Here is a 21,742-nt window from a genome sequence, read left to right on the forward strand (position 1 = left end):
GCGAACAGCCCATTACGGCCCGAGCCAATTGCGCTCATTTACAGGCCGGATATACGTGTGCAGTCGTACCATCAACCAACAGGGGAAATGCTTGCAAAACGGGAGGAGTCCATATACGCAATAACCATCGGGCATTGCGCCGTATTTCTATTTCTTTCGCATTATTCAAATTTATATCAATCTCCGTCATAACCTATCCAATCCAAAAATTCATTTTTCCGAAACATATTTATCGAGATTTTCATGCTGCTATTTGCCAAGTTTCATTATTTGCTGCTATACCGACCGGCACAATGTTAAAAGTGCGATCGTTGAAGTGTTCCAGGACGGTCAGTTTGTCGGCCCAGGCGTTGTAGGCGGCGCTGCCGGCGGCGACGTTTTGGATGTTGACGGTCAGGCTGTGGCCGCTGTAGGCGCCGCCAAAGGTGGTGGCCATGGTGCTGGTGTCGCTCCAGGCGTCGAGGATTTGATCGAGCAGGGCTTGCTGGTCGGCGCGACCGGCGCTAGCGAATTGGATGAGCAGGCCCGCCAAGGTGGTGCTGATGCTGGCCGCTTCGCGCAGGCTGCGGACTTGTCTCGCGCCCCTTCGACTCCGCTCAGGACAGGCCTGCATGTCCGGTAGGGTGGTGACGGCTCTGGTATCCACGTGATCGGTAAACCGGCTGTGGAAGGTATCGTGGATCAGATTGATGTCGCCCAGGTTGCCGCCGACCTTTCTCGAAGTTAAGCCAATAACGATTGGATTCAGGTTTTTCCAGTGAGGCAGGCTGGCGAATCCGGATCGATGCCGAGCGTGCTGGTCACGTGGGCGGGCATAAGCTTCCCTGTCGTTTGTCGATTCCCTTCGTGCCATCTGTTAGTCTCTAAAATTGGTTGCCGGTGGGGTTGTGGTTTTAGCCGCGCAACTTAGTGATGATCATCGGCGTTAGCCAATTTTCGCAAATCGCTACTTCGAACAAACTTGTCCTTACGTCCAATCGGCAACGCGATAGGGCTATTATTCGCTTTGTCGCGGATCGCCCGCTTGCTCGGTGTCAAAATGACTTAGCTTCCATAACGCCCGCCCGTTTCAACACATACCACGGCTCCAGATAGAGCTTGCCTAGCGGCCAGGCCATCATCATCCAATACCCGCAAATGAATAAGTATCCTGCCATTTGTTTCCTGGCGGGAACGATGGCGGTGGGGTAAGAAATTTGAAATAACATGGAAGAGCAAACCAGGCTCACGAAGGGCAATTGCAGCCATCCTGCCATGAATATCAGTCGACTGGGTGCTAGCTTGGCTTCCTGGGCGGTGATTTTTAACAAGCCTGAGTAGCGTAGCCAGCGGATTTTCTGATCCGTGAAGTCATGCTGCCGGCGAATGGCGATGACCTGTTCGCGGATGATAGTCGGTGGCGCAAACCCGAAACGGCTCTTGAATAGCTCAGGGTTATCCCGTGATCTCCGATCAAGTTCCGCTGTTGGCGTCCAGGCTAACAGCAATTTGAGGGAGCTTGGCACTCAATACTCGTAGTAGTCGCGACCGGCATTACGTTGAATGCCGCCGAAATTGAGTTGGGTAGTGCTGTGGGTTTGACTTGGTTGTTTGTTGATCAATTGCTCATCTCCGGCGGTATTGAGCACTTATTTTTAGTGTCCGTTTGTCATGAGGCGTTTTGGGTTTCGAAATGGTTTTGGCCGGCAGCGCGCTGGTTGCGCCTACGGGACGCCGGTCGGTTTGGCGATGTACCTGGACGCGATACAGAGCTCGTTGAGCATCCAGACCATGATCAGCCAGAACCCACCGAGCAACCTGGGCTTCTGGCTGTTTCTGCGTAAGCGAATACCTGACGAGGTATACAACGCCTTACAATATAGACAATTGACCTTGGCGCTCCTGCTGACTAATAAATCGTACCGTTGCAGTAATTGCCGGTAAGCTGTGAAGTCCCTCTGTTGAATTTGATCTACTCAATCCCACCCCGGACGATTGTCGGATAAAACTTCTCCGAATGGCTCGGCTACCTTTTAGACTTGCGTTCATGGTCGCCTTCGTAGGGATATAGCCCATCCAAACCGGGGTTTTGATTTCAGCGGTTATTCAAGATTTAACCAACCTCGCCCGCCGCTTCTTCAACCAAATCACCACGCCGGTCACCGACAGCATGACGATCGCCAAGCCGAGGATGCAGACCACTATCCGGTAAGGCAGGCCGAACACCTTGGCCATGTGTAACGCGGCCAGCCAACTGGTTACGGTGTTACCGGCGTACTGGCCGCGGGGAAACAGCAACAATTCCGGTGCGCCGGTCGTGGCGTCCAGCACCAGCCGGGTCTCGCCGCCCGTATCCTGAATGTCGGCGCCGGTGCGCGCCGTGTAAACGTAAAATCCCTTTGCGGCGTTGTAGCGAAACGACACGGGCTCATTAACTGCCACGCCGCGTTCACGGGCGGCCTGGGCCAAAGATTCACCGGCAATACGGTAGGCGTCGCGCCAGCCGATGGCCGGGTTTTCCAGCGGCTGGTCGAGGTCGGGAACATCGATCCACGGCTCATGGTATTCGCCGACCAGCGTCCGCGTCACCGGTGCGTAAACGCTGTCGCTCAGATTCATGTAAACGCTGGACCAAGCGAAGGTCAGCAACAATAACCACAGCCACAGGCCGCCGGCGCGGTGCAGATCGAAATTGATCCGATACGCGGAACCCTGCCATTTGATGTTCCAGGCCACAGCCCAACGCCGCCAAAACGGCTTGGCCGGGGCTCCCGCAGCGTTGCGCCGGGCGGGCGGCAGCGTCAGGTAAAAACCGACGAAGCTGTCCAGCGTCCACACCAGCGCGGTAATGCCCATGATCCAGCCGCCGATTTCGTCCAACGCCAAGGCGTAGTGCAAGCGGTAGACGAACGGCAACAAATTGGTCAAACCCTGACTAAGATCGCCCCACTTGCGCCGGCCCAACTCGTCGCCGTTGTAAGGATTCAGCAGCAATTGGTCGTAATCCAAGGCGTAAGGCTTGCCGTTCATCGGGTTGGTTTTCGGTTCGAGCCAAACCTCGACCAAGTCGTGCCCCAAATTTACCGACTGTAAGCGGGCGTTGGGCGCCAACCGTTCCACTCGCTCTAACACGACCGGCAATTCGAGCCTGGGCTGCCCGGCGGCAGGCACTGAGAATGCCGGATTCAGCCAAGTATCCAGCTCATGGTAAAAAGCCAACAAACTGCCGGTCAGACCGACAATAATCAGGAAAGCAGTCATCGCCAGCCCGGCGTAACGGTGTACAACCACCCAGAACGGGCGCCATTTCATGGATCGCTCCTTTATGCCACTAGATGCTTGGAACCGCTAACGCGCGGAGTTGCCAGAGCTTCCCGTCGACGAATCTGGCCGCCAAGGCGCTTGCGGCAATACGTCACGCCCTTGATGACGTGTTTTTCCACGGCGCTCTCGGAGATATCGAGTAGCAGGGCGATGTCGCGGTAACTCATGCCGCGCAGCTTGTTCAAGATGAAGGCATCCCGGCAGCGCGGCGGCAATTCGGCAATGGATTGATGCAATAACGCCCGCCGCTGGGCATCCGCAACTTGGCTCTCGGCGTCCGGGTAGCGGTCCGTTTCCGGCGCATCGCAGGTTTCGCGGTGCCGATCGACGATGCGGCCGTGGCGCAAATGGTCCAAAGCCAGATTGCCGGCGATGCGGTACAGCAAGCCGCGCGGATGCTCAATGGTATCGGCAGCGTTACGGCATAAAATCAGATAGCTTTCCTGCACCAAATCCTGAGCCGTCTCCGGGCAGTGTACGATGCGTTGCAAATGGTGCTGCAACTCTTTACGGTAACTCCGGTACAGTACGGCAATGTCCAAACTCATGGTGGGCGGAATAGGCAAGAGGGGTCGGCCGAATACACAGCCAGTTTCATGCCACAGAAAAACACCTGTACATTCAAAATGTTGCGCGCCATGTCGCTTGGCCGATACGGCATATCGCCCAATCCAGCCGGCAGCTAACATAGTTTAATTTTCCCGTGCGTGCGCGGCCCGCCGCTTTTGCAGCCAACGCAGCACCCCGGTCAGATACAACAGCGGGCAAGCCAGACCGGACGCGAATACGGCCAGCCGCCCGCTCCAACCCAAAGCCTGGCCGCTGTGGATCGGCCATTGCCAATCCAAAAACACATCGCCATAGCTGCCGCGCCCCGCTTCGTAGACTTGTAATAACCTGCCGCTGTATTGGTCGACGGCGAAATCCCGATAGCCCAAAGCAAAACCGCTTAACTCGGCGGCGTCGCGTTTGGCAATCCGAAACACGCCCCGCTCCCCGGTCGGTGCGGTCAACATCCACAACCTGCCGCCGGGATACGCCCGATTCACGGCCGCTTCCGCCGCTTGAAAACTGATTGGATCGCGGCCCAGGGCCGGTTCCGAATACAACTTTTCGCTATCGATCCCTTCCCAGGCATTCGGCCGCGTCAACACCGAAAACCTGCCGACCACCCGGTTGACCGGCTCCGGCAAATTGAAATACACCCCGGAAAACAGCACCGGAAACAACACACAAAAGCTCAAAACACCGGCCAGTTTGTGCAGATCGTAGTTGCGCCTGACCCAACCGGCGCGGCGTCTGCACGCCAAGGCTCGGGTAAAACGGCCGGTCGACGGCCACCACAACACCAGCCCGGTCGATAACGAAACCAGCGACAGCGCCGAGACAATGCCGACTAAAACCACGCCAAACCGATCCAGCAACAGACAATAGTGCAGTTGCATGATGAAGCTGACCAGCGGCCGCCGCCAGTAACCGGCGGCGGGATGCCACAATTGGCGGCCGGTTACCTGAGCCGTGTAAGGATCGACGAAGAGGTAATAGCCGTCGCCGTCCGCTTCGCCACTTACGGATGCGTAATACAACAGCTTATAGGCCAAGCCCGGCCGGCGCGGATAATAGACCTTAAAAAAGCGGCTGCCGGGCGGCTTCAGGCTATCGGCGGCCGCGACCATCTCGTCCAGCGAGCGGACTTGAGGGTGCGCCGGCACGGCAACCACGATTTGATCGCGGTTCAGAATTTCCTGCAGCTCCTCGTAGAACACCAGAATCGCCCCGGTCATACCCGCCAGCGCGACGATTGCCCCGGCGCTCAACCCCAGATACAAGTGCAGCTTGAGCCAGATTTTGCGGCGGGTCTGCCGCCGCCGTAAGCCTGCCGGGCTCAAAACTCGATCCGCACCGAGCCTAAAAAGGTGCGCGACGCGCCCGGTTGAATCCCGCCGGTACGGCTGCCCCAGGTGGAGTTGGTGTAGTAGCGCTTATCCAGCAAATTGTCGATATTGAACTGCAGACTGATCTTGGAAGGGCCGGCATGAAAGGCGTAGCCCAACGCGGCATCGACCCGCGCGTAGCCGGGCAATTGAAACGAGTTGAGGTTGTCGCCTTCGCGCTGGCCGACCAGATAGACGCCGGCACCCGACCACAGGCCTTTCAAGGCCGGTTCGGCAAACTCGTATTTCGACCACAGGCTACCGGCATGGCGCGGCACATTGATGAAGCGTTTGTCGCGGAAGTCGGCGTCTTCCACCACCCGGGTGTCGGTATAGGAATAAGTTGCGATCAGATTCCACTGCTCGGTGATCCGGCCGGACATATCGAACTCTATCCCGCGGCTGCGGCCCTTGCCGACGAAGATGCTGTAGCGTTGGTCGCCGGGGTCGGTCTGAGCCACGTTTTTCTTGGTCAATTCGAAGAACGCCAGGCTGGCGTTGAGCCTGCCGTCCCACCACTCGCCTTTCAGGCCGGCTTCGTAACCTTCCGACATTTCCGGTTTGCGCTGCGTGCCGGGCGCCACCAACACGCTGTTGGCGGCGTTCAGGGCTTTGCTGTAGTTGCCGTAAATAGAAAGCCACTGCAACGGCCGATACAGCAAGCCGACCCGCGGACTGAACTCGCCGTCGTCGGTGGTCGGCGTATCGACCCAGCTGGTGCGGGCCTGGTCGTAACGGGTACCGAACAACAAGTGCCAATCTTCCCTGATTTTGACTTGGTCCTGGATGTACAGCCCCCACCAGGAATCGCGGCCGGACGAAGTCGGATCGTATTGTTCCTGGCTCAAATCCACGCCCGGCCGGCCGTAAACCATGGGCTGATAAATATTGATCGGTGCCGGAAAAGTATTGCCGCAGCCCACTTCGCACAGAAACAACGCGGTGTTGTTGCGGTAATCGATTTTAAAAATATCGCCGCCGACCGCCAGCGTATGTTCCGTAGCGAACAGCGAAAATTTGCCGGTCAGGTTGATCAGACCCTGAATGCTGTCCTGGTCGTAATCGTACATGCTGTACCAGCGCGAAGCCTCGCCGCTGGTTTCGTCCAGGGCTTCGATGCCGACACCGGCGCTGTATTGGTGGTTGCTGTTGTAAGCGGCCTTGGCTTCCAGCTTCCAGCGCTCGTTGAATTCGTGGCTCAGACTCATGCCGCCGTAAAGCAAGCTAAAATCGGCGCCATCCAGCGCCGGCTCGCCGAAATAACGGCTGATCGGTACGTTGGCCGGCCGCTTGCCGACCGCCGGAACGCCGAAGGTCGTCGGGCCGTTGACATCGTGGTAACGAAAATCGAAATCCAGCCGGGTGCGCGGCGACAATATCCAGGCCAACGACGGCGCGACGAAACCGCGCTCTTTATGCACCACATCCCTGAACGAATTGCTGTCCAGATACTCCATATTGAAGCGGTACAGCAGGCTGCCGCCCTGGTTGACCGGACCGGTTGCATCGACCAGGGTCCGGTACAGATCGAACGAACCGAATTGCTGCTGCACCGAGTAGTAAGGCGTGTCCAACGGCCGTTTGGTAACGTAGTTGATCAATCCTCCCGGTTGTAATCGGCCGTACAAGGCGCCGGCCGGGCCTTTCAGAACTTCGACCTGTTCGATGTTGGCCAACGAGTGCGATTGGGAAACGTCGCGCAGGCCGTCGATATACTGGCTGCTACCGGTATCGAAACCGCGCAGAAAAGCCGTGTCGTAGAAAAACTCCTCGCCGCGGGTATCGAAATAACCGCTGACATTGCGCAGTGCATCGCCGACCCGGATCGCCTGCTGGTCTTGCAGCACCGCTTTCGGCACCACCTGGATCGAAACCGGAGTTTCCATCACCGGCGTGTCGGTCTTGGTCGCCGTGCTGGCAACGCTCCGGTTGTAATGCGGGTTGTACGGGTCGGTATCGGCGTATTCGGCTCTAGCGGTTACCGTCACGCCGGGCAATACGGAAGCGGCCGACTGCGGTGATGCGGCCGCGGCTTTTTCCAAGGTCAGACTGCCCGATTCGGTACGCCGGACCGTCAAACCGCTGCCCGCCAACAAGCGCTGCAAAGCCTGGCTCGACGTCATTGTTCCCTGCAAGCCCGGCGAAACCAATCCGCGCAGCAGATCGGCATTGATCAGCAATCGCTGGCCGCTGGCCTCGGAAAACTGCAGCAACGCATCGGCCAGCGCCCCGGCCGGAATCTTAAACTCCACCGTCGGCGGCGACTTTTCCGTGGTGTCGGCGATTGTGCGGACCGGAAAGGCCGTCAGCAACAATCCGGCGCAAAGCAGCGGGGCGGCCCAGACCTGCGCCCGCCGCTCGCGGCAGGCATTTGCGGCCGGGCTGGCGGCAGCGGCGAACGGCGGGATACTGGCTTCATGCATCATTGGGACTCCGTCGATTGATATCCGATTCGGCCGGCAGCGGCTTATGCCGCCGGCTCCTGCGATGAAGACGAAATCAACTCGGTAGAGCATCCATCCGCCCGAAAAAAAATTTCAGGCGTCGAAACAATCAGCCGGCGGAAAGAAACACCAGCGCGTCACCAAATGTGGTGACTTTGACGGGAAGAGTCTGGGCAATGGTTTGCAGCGCCTGATCGGTATCGCCGATATCGAACACGCCGGTCAGCGGCAAATCGGCGATGCGGCGATCGACGATCAGTATCTTGCCGGGCCGGTAACGCTCCAGTTCGGCGATAACCTCTGCCAGCTTTTGGTCTTGAAACACCATACGCCGTTGCCGCCAAGCGCCGGCGCGTTGCGGATTGACAGCCGCCGCCGGCTCCAGCCGGTCGCCGGCGAAGCCGAGCTGCTGGTTGGCGGACAGGCGCTCGTGAGTCCGGCCCCCGGCCGTGGTGATTTTTACCGAATGCTCGAATACGGTGACGCTGGCCCGGCCGTCCCGACAGCGGACGCTGAACGCGGTACCCAGGGCCTGGACTTCGCCGGCTTCGGTGGCGACGACAAATGGCCGCCGCTTGTCGGCCGCCACTTCGAAATAGGCTTCGCCGCGCGCCAATTCGATCCGGCGCCGCTCGGCGGAGAAGTTGACCGAAAAAGCGCTGCCGCTGTTCAGCAATACGGTAGAACCGTCGCTGAGTTGCACCTGGCGTTGTTCGCCGACTGCACTGCGGTAATCGGCCAGCAACAGGCTCCATTGCGGATAGGTCAGCGTCAACCCCAGTAAGGCGGAGGCCGCCAAGGCCAGTCCGGTTTTAGACCAGCGCTTGCGCGGTCTTGTAACCGGCCTGGCCGCTGCAATGGGCGGCGCTAAATCGGTATCGGCAAGCGGCAATTGGTCCAGGCCGCGCCAAAAGTCGTTGACGTCGCGCCAAGCCTGCCGGTTTTCCGAAGCCTGAGCCAGCCAGGCCTGAAACGCCTGGTGCACGGCAGCGTCGGCCAGATCGGAACTCAATCGGGCCTGCCATTCCATGGCCTGTTGTTCTGCATGTTGCTGTCGGCGGTCTGGCATGGGCGGCAAGCGGGAGTCTGAAGGAAATCGGCACGGCAATTCGGCCGGGGTATTGTCCACGATCGGCCGGCTTCCGGCTACGACCTGTCGGCAGGACCGCCGGCTTCCAGTTCCTGCATCCGCCGCCGGCAATGCTCCAGCGCTTTGACGATATGCTTCAACACGGTGTTTTCCGAGATATCCAGTTCCCGCATGATCTGCGAATACGGGTAGTGTTTGAATTTATGCAGAACGAACACTTCCCGACAGCGCGGCGGCAGCTCCGCAATAGCGATACGCAAGTGGGCCAGCTGCTGCTGGCTGTAGAGCTGGCGCTCCAGGCCGGGCTGAGCGTCGGCATGTTCGGCCAATTCCTCGGCGTCGGCATGGCGCGCCTGTTCGCGCTGAATTTTCCGGATATGGTCTATCGCCAGATTGCCGACCACTTTGTACAGAAACGCCCGCGGATTCCGGATCGGCGCATCGACTTCGACTTGCCTGAGACGAAAGAACGCGTCCTGCAGGATGTCGGCAGCCGCATCCGGGCATCTCACCCGATTCAACACAAAACCGAATAATTCCTCGCGGTGAAGTTCGAGCAGCGTGCTGGCAAAGGCTTGGTCGAGTTTTAACATGGCAAAAAATTGCGGAGGGAAACCGGCTTTCCCGAAGCAAAACTTTCGCCAGCATCAACGCCTCGCGCCGCTTTTGCCCGGCACGCCCGCTAAATTCGGCGTCGCGGAGACAAGAATCGGCTGGGCTGGACGCGCGGCAGACAAACTTGCCGCTTGAAAATTGCGGGAAATGCCGCATCGACTGTGGCAATTGCCGCAGTCTGGCGAACTTGCCGACGCTGACCGAAGGCCGCGGCAGAGTGCTGTCGGCGGCGTGCTGGCCGGCAAGCACGAGGGAAGCTATGCCTACTACGGCAGCCCGTTCCAGTTGCCCGGTTATGTGCGGCTGGACGCCTTTGCCGCCTACAAATGGAATGTGCATAAATTCCCGGTCACCGCCCAATTCAATATCCGCAACTTGTTGGATAAAACCTATTACGAATCGACCGCCCCGGATTCGAATGTCTCGCCGCGTACCGGTATTTACCCCGGTGCGCCGCGATCGGTCGAGCTCCCAACGGCGACCCTGGCAGGGTCCGCCAGAATCAGCATTGGCAGAAAACGAGGGAAAGTTGTCATTGAATCATCCTCCAGAACGAGTACGCTTGTTAGCGAGACCAGCTAACGGGGGAAAATGTCATGACGACATTTAGCTTTGCTCATCCGGAAAACTTCAAATACCAATCGCGTACCATCGGCATCGTCGTATTTCCCGGCGTGGAATCGCTGGACATCACCGGGCCGTTCGAAGTGTTCAACTTCGCCAATCTCGGCTTGGGCCAACACGGTATCGACTGCGACCCGATTTACACGATCAAACTGTTGGGCCGGAGTCCGGGGCCGGTGGCGACGCTGTCCGGCCTGCAAATCGTCGCCGAAGACATTTACGGCGATACTTCGACCGAGTTCGACACCTTGTTGATTCCCGGCGGCGACATTTCGCAGGAATTGCACAATCGGGAACTGCTGGACTGGATCGCCGCGATGGCACCCAAGGTTCGCCGCATCGCCTCGGTGTGTACCGGCGCCTTTTTGTTGGCCGAAGCCGGTTTGCTGGACGGCCGGATTGCCACCACCCATTGGCATTACAGCCAGCAACTGGCGGAATGCTATCCGAACATCCAGGTCGAAGCGGACCGGATTTTCATCAAACACGGCCATATTTTCACCTCCGGCGGCATCACCTCCGGCATCGATCTGGCGTTGGCCTTACTCGAGGAAGATTGGGGCCGGGATTTGGCGCTGTTTGTCGCCCGTTTCCTGGTTGTATTCCTAAAACGGCCGGGCGGCCAATCCCAGTTCAGCAGTTATTTATCCAACGAGGCTTTCCAGCGTACCGACTTGCGCGAATTGCAGTCCTGGATCATCGCCAATCTGCATACCGAACTGAAAGTCGAGACGATGGCGGAACGTTTGGCGATGAGTCCGCGTAATTTCGCCCGGGTGTTTCTGAACGAAACCGGTATGACACCGGCCAAGTTCGTCGAAACCGCCCGCATCGACCAAGCCCGGCATTTTCTGGAAACCACCGAACAGTCCATCGAAAGCGTCGCCAAAAAGACCGGTTTTAAAGATCCGGAGCGGATGCGACGCACATTTATCCGTCAGTTGGGCATCAATCCGCAAAACTATCGACAGCGATTCAGTCGAGCCGCATCCGTGATTGGCCAAGCCTGGCAACAGTAAGGACGTTAACCGCCAGATTCCGTTCGTGCCCGGAGCGCTATCGTCGGCTTCGGAGTTCCCTCAGTAACCGCGGCTATAAAACCGGCCGGGCAGGCCGTCGCTTTGCCCGGCAGTAACCACACCCAGGAGAACCGTTATGCGCATTTTATTGATCTCAACTGCCTTTTCGGGATTGACTCAACGCTTTTACACCGAACTCGACGACGCCGGTTACGACGTCTCGGTGGAATTGCATCACGGCAACGACGCGCAACTCACCGAAGGCGTGGAATTATTCAAACCGGATCTGATTCTTTGCCCTTACCTGACCCGGCGCCTGCCGGAAAACATCTACCACAAATATCTCTGCCTGATCGTGCATCCCGGCATCAAAGGCGATCGCGGCCCGTCGTCGCTGGACTGGGCGATTCAGGAACGGCTACCGGAATGGGGAGTAACGCTACTGGCCGCCGACCGGGAAATGGATGCCGGCGCCATCTGGGCGACCAAATGTTTCCCGCTACGCCAAGCCAACAAGAGCAGCATATTCAATCGGGAAGTAGCGCAGTGCGCGGTGGATTGCCTGTGGGAAGCCATGACCTATCTGGATTCGGCCCATTTCCGGCCGGAACCGCTGGATTACAACCGGGCCGATGTCAAAGGCCGGCTGCGGCCGGCCATGAAACAAGCCGATCGCCGTATCGACTGGAAACGGCACACGACCGCCGAAATCCTGGCCAGAATCCATGCCGCCGACGGTAGCCCCGGCGTGCTGGACGAGCTCTACGGCCGGCCGTTTTACTTATACAACGCCACGGCCGGCGAACGCTGCGGCGGCAAACCCGGCGAAATCGTTGCCGTTGCCGACGGCGCGATTTGCCGCGCCACGCTGGACGGCTCGATCTGGATCGGCCACCTGAAACCCAAAACCGGCGATACCAGCGCAATCAAGCTGCCGGCGGTAACCGCATTGGCCGATTTGCTGCCGGAACCGCCAGCCGGCCTGTCCGGCTGGTTCGGCAAAACCGTCAAACGCCACGAACCGGATTACACCCGGCCAGGCCGACAATATCCCTGGCAGGAAGTCTGGTACGAAATCGTCGGTCAGGCCGCTTACTTGCATTTTCAATTTCATAACGGCGGCATGTCCACCGAGCAATGCCGCTTGTTGTTGCGGGTTTATCAACACGTGGCGACGCTGGATGTGAAAGCCATCGTCTTGACCGGCAGCGACGACTTCTGGTCCAACGGCATTCATTTAAACCTGATCGAGGCCGCGGCCAATCCGGCCGACGAATCCTGGGACAACATCAATGCGATCGACGACCTGATCCGGCAGATCATTACCACCATGGACAAAATCACTATTGCGGCGGTGGCCGGCAACGCCGGCGCAGGCGGCGCGATTCTGGCACTGGCGCCGGATAAAGTATTCGTCCGCGACGGCGTCGTCTTCAACCCGCACTACAAAAACATGGGCGAGTTGTACGGCTCCGAATATTGGACCTATTTATTGCCGAAGCGGGTCGGCCACGCCGCCGCGGCCGAATTGACCGAACGGCGCCTGCCGGTCAGCGCCCGCCGGGCCTGGCACCTGGGCATGATCGACAAGGTGCTCGACCGGCAGCATGCGATCTTTGCCGCACAAATCCGCCATTCGGTAAACACCTTGATCGCCGACCCGGCCAATCTGCAGAAAATGCTGGCCGAAAAAGCCGCGGTCCGCTGCCGGGACGAAGCCATCAAACCGCTGGCGGCGTACCGGAAATTCGAGTTGGCGCAAATGTATGCCAACTTTTACGGCAGCGATGCCTACCATCAGGCCCGTAAAGCGTTCGTCTTCAAAAAAAGCGACGATAAAACCGCGGACTACCTCGCCAAACATCGCCAACCGGCCGGCGTGACCAAGGCGGTGCCCGGCAGCGTGGCGCATTGCGTGTGGCAGGATTGTTATGCGATGGGCGACCCTCAAGTGGACAATCAACACCAAGACTTCTTCAAGATTGCCGACAAACTGCTGGCGGCCCGCAACAAGGACGAACGGCTGGATCTGATGTTCGAGCTGTATCAGCACGTCAAGGAACATTTCGCCGAGGAAGAAGCGCTGATGAAAAAATCGGGTTTCCAGCATTACCCCAACCACGCCAAGGAACACAATCTGATGCTGGAGAAGCTACTGGAAATGGACAAAAAAATTCAGCGCGACCAACTGGCTCCAACCGACCTGCCGGAATTCATCGAGCGCTGGACCAAGCACATCGTCAACTCCGACATGGCCTTCAGCCAACACTGGAAGGAGATGAACGTGTTCAGTGTTTAAGCGTTTGTTTGGCAAGAGTGACTTTCACCCCAAATGCCCGCAAATCGCGTCCATCACCCAGTTGGTTCTGGCCGCGGTTTCGCCGGTGGACGACGCGCAGCCCTGGCCGCGTAATTCGGCGACAATCGCTGCGATCAGGTGCAACTGGATGTTTTCCGGATTGGGCGGCAGAAATTGCCGGGTTCCGGCCGCGTTTTCCAGCACGATCGGAGTAAAGGCGAAAGTGGAAAAACTTAGCGCACCGGCGCTGCCCAGAATTTCGACGCTGTCGGCCCGGCTGGTTTCGGCGGCGGCAAAACACCAAAAACCGGAGCCGATTGCGCCGTTGGCAAAGCGAAACGCTGCCGCAACGGTATCTTCTGCCCGGTAAAGCCCGCCGAGATTGGCGCAATGGCCGGTGACGTCGACGATCGGACCCAAAATGAAATCCAGCGCGTCCAGTGTATGGCAGGCCAGATCGTAAAAATAGCCGCCGCCGGCGATATCCGGATTAACCCGCCAAGGCAATTGCTCCGGATTGCGGTCGGCCGGGCGCGGGGTTTGCACCAAACGGATGTTGACCGCCAATACCGAGCCGATTGCGGCGGCGTCGATCAGGGCCTTGACCTGCAAGAAGTAAGGTAACGCGCGGCGGTAATAGGCCACGAACAGCGGCAATCCGGCGGTGCGGGCGGTTTGGTTCATCACCAGACAATCGGCATAACGGCAGGCCATCGGCTTTTCCACGTAAACCGGCTTACCGGCGCGCAAGGCTTGCAGCGCATATTCGGCATGGCTGGACGGCGGTGTCGCGATATACACGGCATTGACTGCCGGATCGGCTATCAGCTTTTTCGCATCCGCGTACCAGCGCGGCACGCCGTGGCGCGTCGCATAATCCGCCGCTTTCTCGGCGCTACGGCCCATCACCGCGACCAGTCGGGAATAGGCGACCTTGTTGAAGGCCGGCGCGCTTTTTCGTTCGGCGACCGCGCCGCAGCCGATCATGCCCCAGCGGACTTCGTCGAGTACAATTGCCATCGGCTTGAAATCGCGGACAGAGCGCTCAGCTCGGGTATGTGGCGTAGCACGGCAAATCGTCGCCGGCGCAAGACCAGTCGGCTCTTGAATCCCAGAAAATCCGGGCTTGCGGCTGGATCGGCGCGTCGTCGTCCAAGGTGCCGGCCGGAATCAATACCGCGGCCAATTCCGGCACGAAACGGGCCACGGCGCAGCCGCATTCGCTGCAAAACTGGCGGGCAAAGCGTTGGGCTTCGGGTACTTTGTAACGTTTCAGCAAAGATTCGCCTTGGCTAAAGTTTAATGTCGCGTTGCTGAGGAATAGATTGCTGGCATGGCCCGTGCCGGAGGCTTTGCGGCAGCGTTGGCAATGGCAGTGGTAGAAACGTTGCGGTTCGCCGCGGACTTGAAACTTTACGGCGCCGCACAAGCAACTGCCGTTTAACGTGGTTTCGGACATGGGGCCTCCTGTTTTGTCGATAGCCGCAGATGCCGCTTCGTTTTTGGCCGCAGTGCACGTTAACAGGTTGGTGAAAAACCATATTTCAGACGCTAATTTTGCTCAATCGAACCAGCATTTAGTAGGAAAGTGGCTTCATCGCCACTAAATATAGAGTCATTCAAAGCCAAAAAAGAGTTTTTCACCAACCTGTTAAATGTATGCGCGTTGAGCAGATGTCGACAGCCTCTAGAACGATTTATACGTCATACTGCTGTTATATTGAGAACGTTATTATATAGAGTCATTCAATTCGACACTATACTTGAAAACCACCGCAACATAGACTATCAGTTAGATTTTTTTTGCAGCGCAATTTTCATTGTGATACTCTCATATCCGATACAATGAATTTGTATCGCCATATTGGAAGGCAATCGTCTTCCGTACAAAAACTCACAGGAAAAAACTATGAAATTTATAGAAATTGATGACTTAGAAATAGAGTTAGAAGACTCCCACGGGACTTGTGGAAGTTATAACGTAGGCTAAATTACAACCTATAGTTAGGTGGGGTAAGCACTCTCGCCCCACCTTATTTTTTCATAAAAACAAGATAGTTATGAATCAAACAATTATTGGCACTGGCTTTAATTCATCTTTTTTTAGAAAAAAAAATCACATCCCTCTCTTACAAATTCCAAATGATGTCACTTTTATAGAAGGTGGCATTTCTGAGCTATCGAGTCTAGAGCAAGATATAAATCTAAGCAATATTAAATTTTCGTTGCATCTTGCAAGGACACCAATTACAGAATGCGCCAACGTAGCTTCTGACTATATCCCTCATATCGCCAAGCAAATTAATGATCTTCCAAACTGGATACACGATAGATTAGTTTCGGTAGGCATTCACCTTACTGGCTCCCGCTTTAGCGGAATTGGCTTGCTTGGTGCCGCAGATGCATACATTCCAAATGACCAGAACTTAGAGCGTGCCTCTAGATTTCTTACCCTTTTACATCAAACAACGGGACTACCGATATGGTTAGAAAATGCAAATTTTTATAGCAAGTGCCCAAAATATATTATAGATACTTGGCGTGATGTTACTATACTTTCTAAAGAATCTTGGTGTGGTATTATTTTTGATGTCGCTCATGCAATTGTAGAGGCGAACAATAACGGTATTTCACCAGACGTAATTATCGGGTGTGTGCCTTGGGAAAAACTCGCTGAAGTTCATTTATCAGGCATTACCTTAGCAAAAGACGGAAGCATGCATGACGGACACAATCATCCAATACCAGAATCTGTATGGAACTTATTCTCTTTAGCTAGGCACTTTATTCCCAATCAAAGAGCAAGTGACACTATTTACACAATTGAACATACGCCTCCAACATGGGCCGATAAGTCTTGCGAATTCCATGAAGATTTTGCAGCATTACGTAATATATTATCAGAGCCCGTTAAATCAGTTTCATATTCAGATAGTAGCATAGATTATATGCGGGGGTATTTGAGATATTTGATTTCGGGCAATATCCCTTACTTAGAACAGGCATGTACTCAACGTAACATCCACCTTGACTACCTTATATTAAAATGGTTAGATCTTCTCGAAGAAACGTCTAAAAGAGTAATTTTCACCGCAGAAGAAGTTACATCTTCCGAACTCGAAAAATCAGTTGTTTTGTTGCCAGAATTTTTACAGTTCGCTAAAGCAGAACTAAAGAAAATAGAGCATAAACACATATGACCACAAAATCCCCAATGATTGGTGTAAATCTGACATCTCCATTACAACTTTCCAAGATAAAAAAAATGATTAATTCCGGTCAGGCAGATTTTGTTGAGATATTAATTGACAACTTCCTCCTATGTAGCCCGGAAAGTCTATTGGAAGCATTACCAAATGTACCTCTAGCCTTCCATATTATGAGGTCTGCTTTTTTTGAGCGCAAAGAACAATCTCTTCGTTCCGCAGCAAATAAGCTGCGGCCATATATAACAATCTGCAAGCCTCTTTATGTTTCTGATCATGTGGCTCGGTTCACAGTTAATAATTTACCCACGCCTATTTTGTATGAATTAGATTATAGAAAAATAGATGAAGCAACAGCGAGAGTAAATCAATGGCAAGATATATTAGGATGTAAAATACTGCTTGAGAATTTCCCATCAATGATTTCAAGCCCAACTAGCCAGGCAGATTTTTTTTCAACAATTTCAAAAAAAACTGGCTGCGGCATTCTTTTCGATTTATCAAATGCAATAGTATCTGAAAAAAATACTGGCTTTCCCATCAATGCATGGAAATCCGTTATTGAGCACACCGTAAACTTTCATGCAGGCGGGTTTTCGAAGCTAAAAAACAGCAACCTATGGGTCGATAGCCACGACTGTCCTTTAGCAAAAGAAACGTACGACCTACTATCGTCCACAACAAAGAACAAAGAAAACTTTGATTCAATTTGCATTGAATTTGACCACAATATTGATTATGAAAAATGGCAAAATGATCTTGCCACCATCCGTTCAATTTTTTAATCAATAGCCAAAATTTTAATATAAATCATGTTTAATCCATTATGCTTGATTAACCCAGAACGTGCGAGCACCGACCCAGCCGAATACGCTTTGGCTCATTTTGCTGCGAGGACAAATTGGCACCGCATATTTGATCGGCTACCAAAAGTAGAAAGTTCGTTGGGAACTAACTCATCGTCTGTATTACGAGATTTTCTTATTTATTGTGAAGAAAATAAAATTGGATTGAATTGGCAGCGCTATTTGGTATTTTTTGACTGGCTAACCTCTAACTCCGTTAAATATAACAACATAGACATAAACCCTAGCATTATAGATGCACTCAAAAGTACCGCCTTAGCATGGGCAAATAATCATTACGTTGACTCCAACTACACCCACATAGTTTTAATTGATAAAGCCACTCTGCATGCCGTTGGTGCAATTCGACCTGTAGCTTTCGATAAAACCGCAAAAATAGTACTTCTTTCCTCGGAAGACAATCTTGTTCAAAATATATTTACAAGTAGCAAGTCTCGTTTTGCCTATGGTCTAGGCATCAGTTGGGAAATAAATTGCTGGCAATATCTATGAAAAGCACGCTAGATATAAACTCGTTTTGGAAAGCATATTTAGCAGTTTTTCTGTCATTCGTAACAAGTAGCCTGCTTTTGCAAACAGATATGCTTTTCATTGCCCCTTTGGGAGCAGATTCAACTGCTGCCTTTGTTGTTCCTAGCAAGTTGATGATTATCGATGCTATATTCGCTTACGCATTAGGCCCAGTAGTTTCAGTTTTGGTGAGCAGAGAGCCAGACATAACACTAAAATATAACGTTATCCGGCAAGCCTTTACATTTACATTTGTGATATCTCTTTGTCTCGCTGGTCTTGGGCTAATCGCCTATCCTTTATGGTTAAAATATATTGTTGTAGATGATGGCGTTGTAATGCTTGCAAAGCAGGGGTTGTTTTGGATGACGATTAGCATACCTACCCGCATGTTGGTATTCATTTCGTCGATGTGCTTGTTCGCATGCGGGGAAGGCCGGCGTGTTAGCTATATTTACACAGTAACTATATTAGCAAACGCTTTACTTGACTGGATTTTAATTTACAAACTCGACTATGGTTTTGTGGGGGCATATATAGCAACCAATTTTGTCTCGCTCATTGAGCTATTTTGGCTAGTTTATCTAATTTGCTCTATAACACGCGCGATGCCTTTTAGTGTATTTGGAAAAAATTGGATTTTATCAATATCTAAAAAGATAGGCTCTGAATGGATTAGACTAGCCTCTTGGCAAGGAGAAGGACTAGCGATTCTAGGAATACTTGGGGCTCGACAAGAATGGCTCCCAATTTTTAGCGCATTTGGAGTTACGAATGAGTTCTCCACATTTCTATTCATGCCTTTAATTGCATTAATGCGAACGGTATCTATGCAAGTCGCACAAGTCAATCCCGCCAAAGATATTTTGGCTGCATACACTCAAACCCTTCGAGTGGCAGCCATCGCATTACCAATTTCTACGCTAGTAGGGCTAGTATTAGCCACAAAAGGACATTTTCTTGGACAGTCACTTTATCATCTATCAGATATACGCTTAGAATGGTGGAAAGCTTTTTGCGTCATTATCGGCCTATCTCTTCCCTTTTTTGTAATTGCATTTTTACAGAGAGGGTATCTTCAGTCATGTGATCAATTCGATACGCTTGCAAGACTTGATATAGTTCTTGCGTGGTGTTTTTTTATACCCTGCTTCTGGCTTACTTTAATGACCGAATCTCCTTGGTTAGTATTTCTTTGTTTCACAGCTCGTACATTGATTTTTAGTTTATTTGTGTGGCTATATACCCACGACCTCAAGCTAACACAATATAAACGATTTGGCAGACTGACAAATTTTCTTCAAGAACAGTTAGTTAACAGGTTGTTTAAACACAGTTGAGTGACTGTCAGTTTTGTTTAAATTCAACGATGGGCCGCGTTGCTGGAAGACGGTTCGGCACTGGTCAGTTGGCGCGGCCGGCAGGGGCCGGACGACGAGTTACGCGTCGCCAGGCTCGGCGAGGACGGTAAAATCAGCCGGCGCACCACGCTCTACCGCGGCGGCTTTCCGAAATGGCCCAGCAAGTATCTGGCGACGCAAGTAATCGGCAACCAAGCCTACGTGGCCTGGACCGATCCGGCTCTGAAGCGGGTACGACTGGCCGTGGTCGAATTGGATTGAGCCGGCAGCTCCGAGGCTGCGGCGCGGCTAAATCACGACCCCGGCAAACCGTCCAGTTCGATCAACGGCCGGACCTCTACAGTGCCCTTGCGCGCCATCGGGATGCGTTCCGCCGCGGCCAGGGCTTGATCCAGGTCCGGCACGTCGATCAGGTAATAGCCGCCGAGTTGCTCGCGGGTTTCGGCAAACGGACCGTCCGTGATCAGAAGCTTGCCGTCCCGCACCCGGACGCTGGTCGCCAGCGCGGTCGGTTGCAATGGGCTGGCGGCGACGAATTGGCCTTTGGCCGCCAAATCCTGCGCCAGTTGGCGCGATTCGTCGTAACAGGCTTGGCGTTCGGCTTCGGCCAGGTTTTGTTCTTCAAAATAGATCAATAGCAGGTATTTCAAGTTACCTCCTTCGCTTAGCGATTCTTCAGATAAGCCAGCATTTGCTCCAACGCCTTGCCCCAGCCTTCCTCGAAGCCCAGCGCCGCGTGTTGCTCGCGGCCGGCGGGGTCGGCGTGCAGTACGGTGGCTCGATACAACGTGCCTTGCGGGTGATCGCTCAACTCGATGATGCCGGTCATCGCAAAATCGCCGCAGGCTGCGGGATTGCCGGAGCCGAACGGTTTGGGCCGGAAGCCGGGCAGCAGCGTATTGGTCCAGACCAAACGCCGATGTTCGACGATTTCCAGGTAGCAGCCGGCATGCGGAAACTCGGCGCCTTCCGGCGAGCGCATCGTGGTCAAAAAGGCGCCGCCGGGTTTCAAGTCGATTTCGCAGGCTACGGTCTGCCAAGGCAGCGGGCAAAACCACGGCATTAGGTGCTCCGGCACGGTCCAGGCCTGCCAGATTTGTGCTCTGGACAGGTCGACGCTACGTTCGAATACCAGGTCGAGTTGCGGGTCGAATAAGGTCATTTGCTGTCTCCTAAAAATAAAGTCAGGCCGCGGCGGCCTGTTCCAACGCGGCGATATCGATCTTGCGCATTTGCAGCATCGCTTGCATCACCCGCCCGGCCTTGGCCGGATCGGGATCGCCGAGCAAGCGGCCGAGCGCGGTCGGTACGATTTGCCAAGGTACGCCGAAGCGGTCGGCCAGCCAGCCGCATTGGTTGGGTTGGCCGCCCTCGGAGAGTTTGTCCCAGTAGTAGTCGACTTCGTCCTGGGTTTCGCAATTGACGACAAACGATACCGCTTGATTGAAACTGAATGCCGGGCCGCCGTTCAACGCGACGAATTCCTGGCCGTTCAGGACAAAGCCGGCGGTCATTAGCGTGCCTTCCGGCAATGGCGCGCCGGCCGGGTAACGGCTGAGGTTCAGGACTTTGCCTTCCTTGAATACCGACAGGTAGAAATTCATGGCCGGTTCGGCCTGGTCGTCAAACCAGAGACACGGGGTAATCGTTGCCATAGCCGCCTCACGCACAATCGCCGCCGGCGGCGACCAGCGCATCCATCTTCGCTTGAAATTCGCTGCCGTCGACATCGGCGACGTGGGTCGCCAACATCCATTGGTGACCGAACGGGTCGCTAACCACCGCCATTCGGTCGCCCCAGAATTGATCGGCTGGTTCCATTACCGGCGTGGCGCCGGCCGCCACGGCCTGGGCAAATCCGGCATCGACGTCGTTGAGATACATGTGCAGTTTGACCGGGGTACCGCCCAACTTGTGCGGCGAGGCCGAGCCGGCATTCGGGTATTCGTCGGAAATCATGAAATGCGATACGCCGATGGTGAATTCGGCATGGCCGATTTTGTCGCCGGGCATCAGCAGGCGCATGATTTCGACGGCGCCGAACGCCTGCTGGTAAAACGCCAATGCGGCGGCGGCATCGTCGACGGTCAGATAAGGCGTGACGCTTTGGTAGCCTTCGGGGATCGGTTTGACGGGTGAGTTCATCGTTTACTCCTGTGTCGTAAATGAAAGGGTTCGCCAGCTAGTCGAACGGCAAACCCGGAAATCGACAAACACCACCGATATTTTTCCTCCTGGGGTTCCGTCCGGCCCAATGCCCGGCGCCCAAGCCAATCCGGGCCGGCTAGTCCAGACCGCCGTCCTGTCAATCAAGCTCGCAGTCATTTCGCCGATTTAATCCGTTTGCCATAACAAAGACTCCGTTGCGCATAAAACCGGGCGCGGTTAAACCGATACCATACCCACCGGCCCAGCCAGCAAATATTGCCTGATAACACAATGACTTAGTTGATCATGTACTGAGTTTGGCG

At 54.6% G+C, this 21,742-nt stretch carries 22 protein-coding genes; 8 read left to right on the forward strand and 14 right to left on the reverse strand.

All coding sequences use genetic code 11. From position 1 onward, the window contains the following. Positions 1-241: 241 nt before the first annotated feature. The 8 genes from AC0IM9_RS19455 to AC0IM9_RS19490 all read right to left on the reverse strand — a co-directional run bounded on the left by AC0IM9_RS19455 (position 242) and on the right by AC0IM9_RS19490 (position 9,364). Positions 242-853 carry a hypothetical protein gene (locus AC0IM9_RS19455; RefSeq protein WP_482805124.1) on the reverse strand — a complete coding sequence of 204 codons (612 nt, stop codon included), beginning with the start codon at positions 851-853 and terminating at the stop codon, positions 242-244. A gap of 181 nt (positions 854-1,034) precedes the next feature. Beyond that, the gene (locus tag AC0IM9_RS19460; RefSeq protein WP_482805125.1) at positions 1,035-1,505 is read right to left on the reverse strand and encodes a hypothetical protein; all 471 of its coding nucleotides are present in this window, start codon (positions 1,503-1,505) and stop codon (positions 1,035-1,037) included. Between the two features lie 580 nt (positions 1,506-2,085). Continuing rightward, a complete protein-coding gene (locus AC0IM9_RS19465; protein WP_482805126.1) occupies positions 2,086-3,291 on the reverse strand; it encodes a PepSY-associated TM helix domain-containing protein in 1,206 nt (401 codons plus the stop codon). A gap of 11 nt (positions 3,292-3,302) precedes the next feature. Then, positions 3,303-3,851 (reverse strand): RNA polymerase sigma factor, encoded by a 549-nt coding sequence (locus tag AC0IM9_RS19470; RefSeq protein WP_482805127.1) that lies wholly within the window; start codon positions 3,849-3,851, stop codon positions 3,303-3,305. Positions 3,852-3,995: 144 nt separating this feature from the next. Then, a complete protein-coding gene (locus tag AC0IM9_RS19475; RefSeq protein WP_482805128.1) occupies positions 3,996-5,192 on the reverse strand; it encodes a PepSY-associated TM helix domain-containing protein in 1,197 nt (398 codons plus the stop codon). Then, positions 5,189-7,663 (reverse strand): TonB-dependent siderophore receptor, encoded by a 2,475-nt coding sequence (locus tag AC0IM9_RS19480; protein WP_482805129.1) that lies wholly within the window; start codon positions 7,661-7,663, stop codon positions 5,189-5,191. Before AC0IM9_RS19480 ends, AC0IM9_RS19475 begins: the two co-directional genes overlap by 4 nt. Positions 7,664-7,790: 127 nt before the next feature. Continuing rightward, entirely contained in the window at positions 7,791-8,750 is a 960-nt protein-coding gene (locus AC0IM9_RS19485) for a FecR family protein (protein ID WP_482805130.1), read from the reverse strand. Between the two features lie 77 nt (positions 8,751-8,827). Continuing rightward, positions 8,828-9,364, reverse strand: a complete 537-nt coding sequence (locus tag AC0IM9_RS19490; RefSeq protein WP_482805131.1) for an RNA polymerase sigma factor — start codon at positions 9,362-9,364, stop codon at positions 8,828-8,830. A 169-nt stretch (positions 9,365-9,533) separates the two neighbouring features. Here AC0IM9_RS19490 and AC0IM9_RS19495 point away from each other — a divergent pair, with 169 nt between their 5' ends. From AC0IM9_RS19495 to AC0IM9_RS19505, 3 genes are all read left to right on the forward strand, one after another. Next, positions 9,534-9,968 carry a hypothetical protein gene (locus tag AC0IM9_RS19495; RefSeq protein WP_482805132.1) on the forward strand — a complete coding sequence of 145 codons (435 nt, stop codon included), beginning with the start codon at positions 9,534-9,536 and terminating at the stop codon, positions 9,966-9,968. A gap of 14 nt (positions 9,969-9,982) precedes the next feature. Beyond that, positions 9,983-11,029, forward strand: a complete 1,047-nt coding sequence (locus AC0IM9_RS19500) for a GlxA family transcriptional regulator (protein ID WP_482805133.1) — start codon at positions 9,983-9,985, stop codon at positions 11,027-11,029. Between the two features lie 136 nt (positions 11,030-11,165). Then, entirely contained in the window at positions 11,166-13,328 is a 2,163-nt protein-coding gene (locus AC0IM9_RS19505) for a hemerythrin domain-containing protein (protein ID WP_482805134.1), read from the forward strand. 24 nt (positions 13,329-13,352) lie between these two features. Here the strand turns inward: AC0IM9_RS19505 and AC0IM9_RS19510 are convergent, their stop codons facing one another. Both AC0IM9_RS19510 and AC0IM9_RS19515 read right to left on the reverse strand, forming a co-directional pair. Next, the gene (locus tag AC0IM9_RS19510; protein WP_482805135.1) at positions 13,353-14,348 is read right to left on the reverse strand and encodes a Gfo/Idh/MocA family protein; all 996 of its coding nucleotides are present in this window, start codon (positions 14,346-14,348) and stop codon (positions 13,353-13,355) included. 25 nt (positions 14,349-14,373) lie between these two features. Further along, on the reverse strand, positions 14,374-14,787 hold the full coding sequence (locus tag AC0IM9_RS19515) for a GFA family protein (RefSeq protein WP_482805136.1): 414 nt from the start codon (positions 14,785-14,787) through the stop codon (positions 14,374-14,376). A gap of 601 nt (positions 14,788-15,388) precedes the next feature. Between AC0IM9_RS19515 and AC0IM9_RS19520 the strand changes: the two genes are divergently transcribed. From AC0IM9_RS19520 to AC0IM9_RS19540, 5 genes are read left to right on the forward strand one after another with little or no spacing between them, the layout of a single operon-like run. Next, on the forward strand, positions 15,389-16,528 hold the full coding sequence (locus tag AC0IM9_RS19520; protein WP_482805137.1) for a multinuclear nonheme iron-dependent oxidase: 1,140 nt from the start codon (positions 15,389-15,391) through the stop codon (positions 16,526-16,528). After that, positions 16,525-17,319: a multinuclear nonheme iron-dependent oxidase gene (locus tag AC0IM9_RS19525; RefSeq protein ID WP_482805138.1), complete on the forward strand. Its 795-nt coding sequence runs from the start codon at positions 16,525-16,527 to the stop codon at positions 17,317-17,319. Before AC0IM9_RS19520 ends, AC0IM9_RS19525 begins: the two co-directional genes overlap by 4 nt. Positions 17,320-17,346: 27 nt before the next feature. Further along, a complete protein-coding gene (locus AC0IM9_RS19530) occupies positions 17,347-17,892 on the forward strand; it encodes a hypothetical protein (RefSeq protein WP_482805139.1) in 546 nt (181 codons plus the stop codon). Continuing rightward, complete coding sequence (locus AC0IM9_RS19535; RefSeq protein WP_482805140.1) at positions 17,889-19,250, forward strand: MATE family efflux transporter; 1,362 nt, start codon at positions 17,889-17,891, stop codon at positions 19,248-19,250. Before AC0IM9_RS19530 ends, AC0IM9_RS19535 begins: the two co-directional genes overlap by 4 nt. Before the next feature lie 39 nt (positions 19,251-19,289). After that, positions 19,290-19,532: a hypothetical protein gene (locus AC0IM9_RS19540; protein ID WP_482805141.1), complete on the forward strand. Its 243-nt coding sequence runs from the start codon at positions 19,290-19,292 to the stop codon at positions 19,530-19,532. 32 nt (positions 19,533-19,564) lie between these two features. On the opposite strand, the gene AC0IM9_RS19545 is transcribed toward AC0IM9_RS19540, so the two are convergent. From AC0IM9_RS19545 to AC0IM9_RS19560, 4 genes are read right to left on the reverse strand one after another with little or no spacing between them, the layout of a single operon-like run. After that, positions 19,565-19,921: a YciI family protein gene (locus AC0IM9_RS19545; RefSeq protein ID WP_140913550.1), complete on the reverse strand. Its 357-nt coding sequence runs from the start codon at positions 19,919-19,921 to the stop codon at positions 19,565-19,567. 14 nt (positions 19,922-19,935) lie between these two features. Beyond that, positions 19,936-20,433: an SRPBCC family protein gene (locus tag AC0IM9_RS19550; protein ID WP_482805142.1), complete on the reverse strand. Its 498-nt coding sequence runs from the start codon at positions 20,431-20,433 to the stop codon at positions 19,936-19,938. Between the two features lie 22 nt (positions 20,434-20,455). After that, positions 20,456-20,926, reverse strand: a complete 471-nt coding sequence (locus AC0IM9_RS19555; protein WP_482805143.1) for a VOC family protein — start codon at positions 20,924-20,926, stop codon at positions 20,456-20,458. Positions 20,927-20,933: 7 nt separating this feature from the next. After that, a complete protein-coding gene (locus AC0IM9_RS19560; RefSeq protein ID WP_482805144.1) occupies positions 20,934-21,416 on the reverse strand; it encodes a VOC family protein in 483 nt (160 codons plus the stop codon). Between the last annotated feature and the right edge of the window lie 326 nt (positions 21,417-21,742).

The sequence above is a fragment of the Methylomonas sp. Uni0011 genome, assembly GCF_056850255.1.

Coding starts and splice junctions, on each gene's coding strand:
- AC0IM9_RS19495 (WP_482805132.1), top strand. CDS start 9,534: ATGCCGCATCGACTGTGGCAATTGCCGCAGTCTGGCGAACTTGCCGAC.
- AC0IM9_RS19560 (WP_482805144.1), bottom strand. CDS start 21,416: ATGAACTCACCCGTCAAACCGATCCCCGAAGGCTACCAAAGCGTCACG.
- AC0IM9_RS19480 (WP_482805129.1), bottom strand. CDS start 7,663: ATGATGCATGAAGCCAGTATCCCGCCGTTCGCCGCTGCCGCCAGCCCG.
- AC0IM9_RS19520 (WP_482805137.1), top strand. CDS start 15,389: ATGAATCAAACAATTATTGGCACTGGCTTTAATTCATCTTTTTTTAGA.
- AC0IM9_RS19470 (WP_482805127.1), bottom strand. CDS start 3,851: ATGAGTTTGGACATTGCCGTACTGTACCGGAGTTACCGTAAAGAGTTG.
- AC0IM9_RS19490 (WP_482805131.1), bottom strand. CDS start 9,364: ATGTTAAAACTCGACCAAGCCTTTGCCAGCACGCTGCTCGAACTTCAC.
- AC0IM9_RS19515 (WP_482805136.1), bottom strand. CDS start 14,787: ATGTCCGAAACCACGTTAAACGGCAGTTGCTTGTGCGGCGCCGTAAAG.
- AC0IM9_RS19455 (WP_482805124.1), bottom strand. CDS start 853: ATGGCACGAAGGGAATCGACAAACGACAGGGAAGCTTATGCCCGCCCA.
- AC0IM9_RS19525 (WP_482805138.1), top strand. CDS start 16,525: ATGACCACAAAATCCCCAATGATTGGTGTAAATCTGACATCTCCATTA.
- AC0IM9_RS19500 (WP_482805133.1), top strand. CDS start 9,983: ATGACGACATTTAGCTTTGCTCATCCGGAAAACTTCAAATACCAATCG.
- AC0IM9_RS19505 (WP_482805134.1), top strand. CDS start 11,166: ATGCGCATTTTATTGATCTCAACTGCCTTTTCGGGATTGACTCAACGC.
- AC0IM9_RS19550 (WP_482805142.1), bottom strand. CDS start 20,433: ATGACCTTATTCGACCCGCAACTCGACCTGGTATTCGAACGTAGCGTC.
- AC0IM9_RS19555 (WP_482805143.1), bottom strand. CDS start 20,926: ATGGCAACGATTACCCCGTGTCTCTGGTTTGACGACCAGGCCGAACCG.
- AC0IM9_RS19485 (WP_482805130.1), bottom strand. CDS start 8,750: ATGCCAGACCGCCGACAGCAACATGCAGAACAACAGGCCATGGAATGG.
- AC0IM9_RS19530 (WP_482805139.1), top strand. CDS start 17,347: ATGTTTAATCCATTATGCTTGATTAACCCAGAACGTGCGAGCACCGAC.
- AC0IM9_RS19465 (WP_482805126.1), bottom strand. CDS start 3,291: ATGAAATGGCGCCCGTTCTGGGTGGTTGTACACCGTTACGCCGGGCTG.
- AC0IM9_RS19510 (WP_482805135.1), bottom strand. CDS start 14,348: ATGGCAATTGTACTCGACGAAGTCCGCTGGGGCATGATCGGCTGCGGC.
- AC0IM9_RS19535 (WP_482805140.1), top strand. CDS start 17,889: ATGAAAAGCACGCTAGATATAAACTCGTTTTGGAAAGCATATTTAGCA.